Annotated in this window: 4 protein-coding genes; all 4 read right to left on the bottom strand. The window is 60.4% G+C overall.

Annotated elements, in window-relative coordinates:
- On the bottom strand, positions 1-1,020 hold a 1,020-nt coding region (locus tag ACXJ7R_RS25790), incomplete at its 3' end, for an aminotransferase class III-fold pyridoxal phosphate-dependent enzyme (RefSeq protein ID WP_457154296.1).
- 101 nt (positions 1,021-1,121) lie between these two features.
- Positions 1,122-2,309: an ABC transporter ATP-binding protein gene (locus ACXJ7R_RS25785; protein ID WP_457154295.1), complete on the bottom strand. Its 1,188-nt coding sequence runs from the start codon at positions 2,307-2,309 to the stop codon at positions 1,122-1,124.
- 71 nt (positions 2,310-2,380) lie between these two features.
- On the bottom strand, positions 2,381-3,214 hold the full coding sequence (locus ACXJ7R_RS25780) for an ABC transporter permease (RefSeq protein ID WP_457154294.1): 834 nt from the start codon (positions 3,212-3,214) through the stop codon (positions 2,381-2,383).
- Between the two features lie 5 nt (positions 3,215-3,219).
- Positions 3,220-4,342 (bottom strand): ABC transporter permease (locus tag ACXJ7R_RS25775; protein WP_457154293.1); only part of this gene is annotated, 1,123 nt, incomplete at its 5' end.

Genomic DNA, 4,342 nt, shown 5'->3' with positions numbered 1-4,342 from the left:
CGCAAGTGCTGCAGCGCAGCCAACCGGATGGCCTGAGTAGGTGTAGCCATGGGATATGATGCCCATCGCGTCCGTGTTGTTTTTGAAAGCCCGTTCGAGACGCTCGTTGACGACCAATGCGCCCATCGGAAAATATCCCGACGTGATTGCCTTAGCCAGGCAAATCATGTCCGGCTTGACGCCCCACCCCCGGCAGCCGAACCAGCTGCCAGTGCGGCCGAAGCCGGTAACGACCTCATCGGCGATCAGCAAGATGCCGTGACGGTCGAGGATCTGCCGCAGTCGAGGCCAATAGACTTCCGGCGGAACGATGACGCCGCCGGCACCCAGCACTGGCTCGGCGATAAAGGCGGCGATCGTATCGGCGCCCTGGAACTGGATTTCGTCCTCCACGGCGGCCAGGCACAATTCCGCGAGCCTTGTCGGATCGGCCTCATTGAAGGCATTGCGATAGTCGAACGGGACCGGAACATGGAAACAGCCCGGTAGAAGTGGTTCATATGCCCGGCGAAACGTAGTGTTGCCGTTGACGGAGGCGCCGCCGAAATGGGTCCCGTGATAGCCGCGCTTGATGGACAGAAACTTGCTGCGATCCAGTTGACCCATCATCTTCCAGTATTGTCGCGCCAGCCTGAGCGCGGTCTCGACGGAATCCGATCCGCCCGACGTGAAAAAGGCCCGTCTCATGTCCTCGGGCTGCAGCATCTCCACGAGCACATGGCTAAGTTCGATCAGGCGCTCATTGGTTGAGCCCTTGAACGCAGAATAATACGGCAGTTGCGCCAGTTGTTCGGCGATAGCATCCTTGATGGCCTGGTTCGAATAGCCGAGATTGACGTTCCATAGGCCTGCCCCGGCGTCCACCGCTTTGCGTCCGTCGTCATCGAACACATAAACCCCTTCGCCGCGCGCGATGATGCGGGGAGGGTGGGCCTCCATATCGTTGGGATGTGCCATAGGATGGTAGACGTGCTTCGCGTTGCTATCGCGCAGAAAGTTCTTGCTGGGCTGTGGCCGCATGGTCTGCTCCTTGAGCGAAATGTTGGATCTGTCGTTCTGCGTTGGATCCGTCGAGAGCGATGGACCTGCGCACGGCCGTCACAGGAATGGGTTTGCCCCAATCAAGAGTAGTGGCCAAAGCCCGTTAGCTCGAGTTGATTGCGGGCCCGTTCGACGGGCTTCGGGGATTTGAGCACCTCGTTTGGTGCAAGCACGGGTCGCGGCTCCTCCTTAAACGCGACGCAATCTGTCCAGTCCCAACGCGCCGTCACGTCCTGTCCCGCGCGGTGACCCCGGCTTTGACTGCTCGTCGGCATCTTGGCGATGAGGGACTGGCCACCCCTGAGCCGCATGATGAGCTTCGTCTGGTCGCCGAGATAGACGACCTCTTCCACCACAGCCGGAAAACTGTTCGCCGACTCGCTGCCGTCTTCGGACAAGGCCAACCTGACCTTCTCCGGCCGGATTGAGACGACGGCATTCACGTAGTTGTTGCGGATATCGCCGACCCGCGCGACGAGCCGCCCGGATCCTGATACCTCCACTTCGCACGCGTCGCCGCGAAATTGGGTCGCCAATCCCGGGAGCAGATTGTTTTCGCCAACAAAACGCGCCACGAAGGCATTCTCAGGGTGCTCGTACAGCGTTTCCGGGCCCGCCAACTGCTCAACGACGCCGTTGTTGAAGATGGCAATTCGATCGGACATTGTCAGCGCTTCCCCCTGGTCATGCGTGACGTAGACAACGGTCACGCCAAGCCGCTTGTGGATGGCTCGAATCTCAAGCTGCATCTCCTCCCTCAGCTGCCGGTCGAGCGCGCCCAATGGCTCGTCCATAAGGACGATCTTGGGCTCGAAGACGAGAGCACGGGCCAGGGCCACGCGCTGCTGCTGGCCGCCGGACAACTCGGCAGGGCGCCGTCCCGACACCTGCGGAAGGCGGACCATGTCAAGGGCACGTGCAACGTGGGCATCGATCTCGCTGCGCGACATGCCTCGGATGACAAGGGGAAAGGCGATGTTCTGGCCGACGGTCATGTGCGGAAATAGGGCGTAGTTCTGGAACACCACGCCAATGTCGCGCCTATAGGGGGGCTGGCTGGAAAGCGACTTGCCTTCGAGCAGGATTTCGCCGGAGGAGGGCGCTTCGAATCCCGCCAGCATCATCAGGGACGTCGTCTTGCCCGAGCCTGACGGTCCGAGCATGGTCAGGAATTCGCCTCTAGCAACCTTGAGATCGAGGTTGCGAACGACCCTCGTGCGCCCGTCGTAGGTTTTCGTGATGTTGAGGAATTCGACAATCGTGTCCAAGGAAGTCTCCGGTTCTTTCATTCCGATCCCGGCCGGGGGGCCTTTGGTCAGAGATGTGGATTTGGCTTGTTTCACCGAGAGCCGTTCGCGGTCGGCGGAAGCCTCTCGCGCCTCTTAAGGAATTCGAGCGCCGTCATCAGCAGCACCGCGATGACCAGCATCACCGTCGCCGCGGCAGCGATCGTGAGTTCGAACAGGTCCGTCGCCCGACTGTACATCTGCACGGGAAGGGTGCGCTGGCTCGGCCCAGCGATGAACAGGGCGGCGATGACGTCGTCGAAAGAGATTGCGAAGGCAAAAATGGCCCCGGTGACGATCCCAGGGAGGATGAGTGGAAAGGTGACGCGACGAAACGCAGTCAGCGGTCCCGCACCCAGGCTTCCGGCGGCGCGAAGCAACGTGGCGTCGAAGCGGGCGAGCGTCGCTGAAACTGTAACGACGACCATAGGCGAAGCGAGCGCCGTGTGCGCGAAGATCAAGCCCGTGTAGCTGTTGTCCAGCCCGACTTGTACCAGTGCTAGATACATGCTTACGCCGGCAATGACGCTAGGCACGATCATTGGTGTCAGGAAAATGACCATCAAGACATTCTTGCCCGCGAACTTTGCCTTCCAAAGGCCGACCGCGGCACTCACGCCCAATGCAGTCGCGAGCAATGTCGAGGCTGTGGCGACCACGACGCTGTTGATCAATGCCCGGCGCCACTCGAGCGACCCGATCAATTCCCGGTACCATCGGAGGCTGTACGTCTCGATGGGGTAATGGAAGAGCGCCAGGTCATTGAAGGACAGGGGGACAAACACAAAGATCGGTCCGATCAGGAACAGGCAAAACAGCACGCCAAAACCACGCAGGGCCCAGAAGGCAAATTTTTGCCCATTCGTTTCAAAGGGACGCGTCGACATAGGACTTACCCCACACTTAGTTTCGTGGTGCCGGCGAGCTTCGTGAACAGCCAGTAAAAGAGGTACACCGCGACGAGCAGGATCACGGACAGCGCCGCTGCAAGGCCCCAGTTCAAACTGCGGTTGACGTAGAAGACGATCATGTAGGGGCAAGGCCCCAGTTCAAACTGGCCAAGAATGGCCGGAATAACGAAGACCCCAAGGCATTGTATGAACACCAGCAGAGCGCCTGCAGCGACACCCGGTCCGATCTGGGGCAGATAAACGCGACGAAAGGCAATCCAGGGAGGCGCACCCAACGATGCTGCGGCGCGCATATGCGATTGCGGCACGGACTTCATGGCGCTGTAGAGCGGCAGCACCATGTAGGGAACGAAGATGTGCAACAACGAGACGTAGACCGCGAAGCGATTGAACRGGAGCTCAAGCGGCTGGTCGATCAATCCGAAGTCCATCAGGGCCTGGTTGATGATGCCATTTCGCTGCAACAGCACCATCCAGGACAAAGTGCGAACGAGGACGGCCGTCCAAAACGGCAGCAGGACCATGAAGATCAGCAATCGGGCCACGCGGTCTGAGACGCTCGCGGTTAGATAGGCAAACGGAAATCCAAACAGGAATGCCAGGACTGTGACGACGAGCGATATTTCGAAGGTGCGCATGATTGTGGGGACAAACACGCGATCCGATACGTCCACCAGCCGGACGTGATCCTGTGGATCCCGCCTCAGGTCCAGTGATGAGAGAAGATAGAAATCAGTCAGAGGCCCACCGGCCTGCCGAATGACCGACCAAGTCGCCACCTCTTCCCATTTGGGCGAGATGCCGGCCAGAACGTGCCGGGCGTCAGCGGAGGGGGAGGTACCTTGGACAGCCGTACGCGTTCTCATCAGCAGGGCGCGCATGCCTGGCAGGCCGTAGTTGAGACGCGTCCCGGCGCGCGCGACGATTTGCGTTGCTCCGCCACTCTTCAGGTCAGCAACGAGCGCCACGAAGGCGGCATCGGGAATGGGCTCGGCGTTGCTGGGGTTCCAGTCGGCGAGCGCGGCAATGGTTGCGGGAAGGGCCTCGGAGACCCGTTCCAGTCGGCGAGCGCGGCAATGGTTGCGGGAAGGGCCTCGGAGACCC

The organism is Mesorhizobium sp. P5_C1, from assembly GCF_054049815.1.
Note: the sequence above shows the minus strand (reverse complement) of the source record. Positions and strands in the feature narration are given on the sequence as shown.

Bases quoted from the DNA above. Each gene is read 5' to 3' on its own strand.
- ACXJ7R_RS25780 (WP_457154294.1), bottom strand. From the start codon at position 3,214: ATGTCGACGCGTCCCTTTGAAACGAATGGGCAAAAATTTGCCTTCTGG.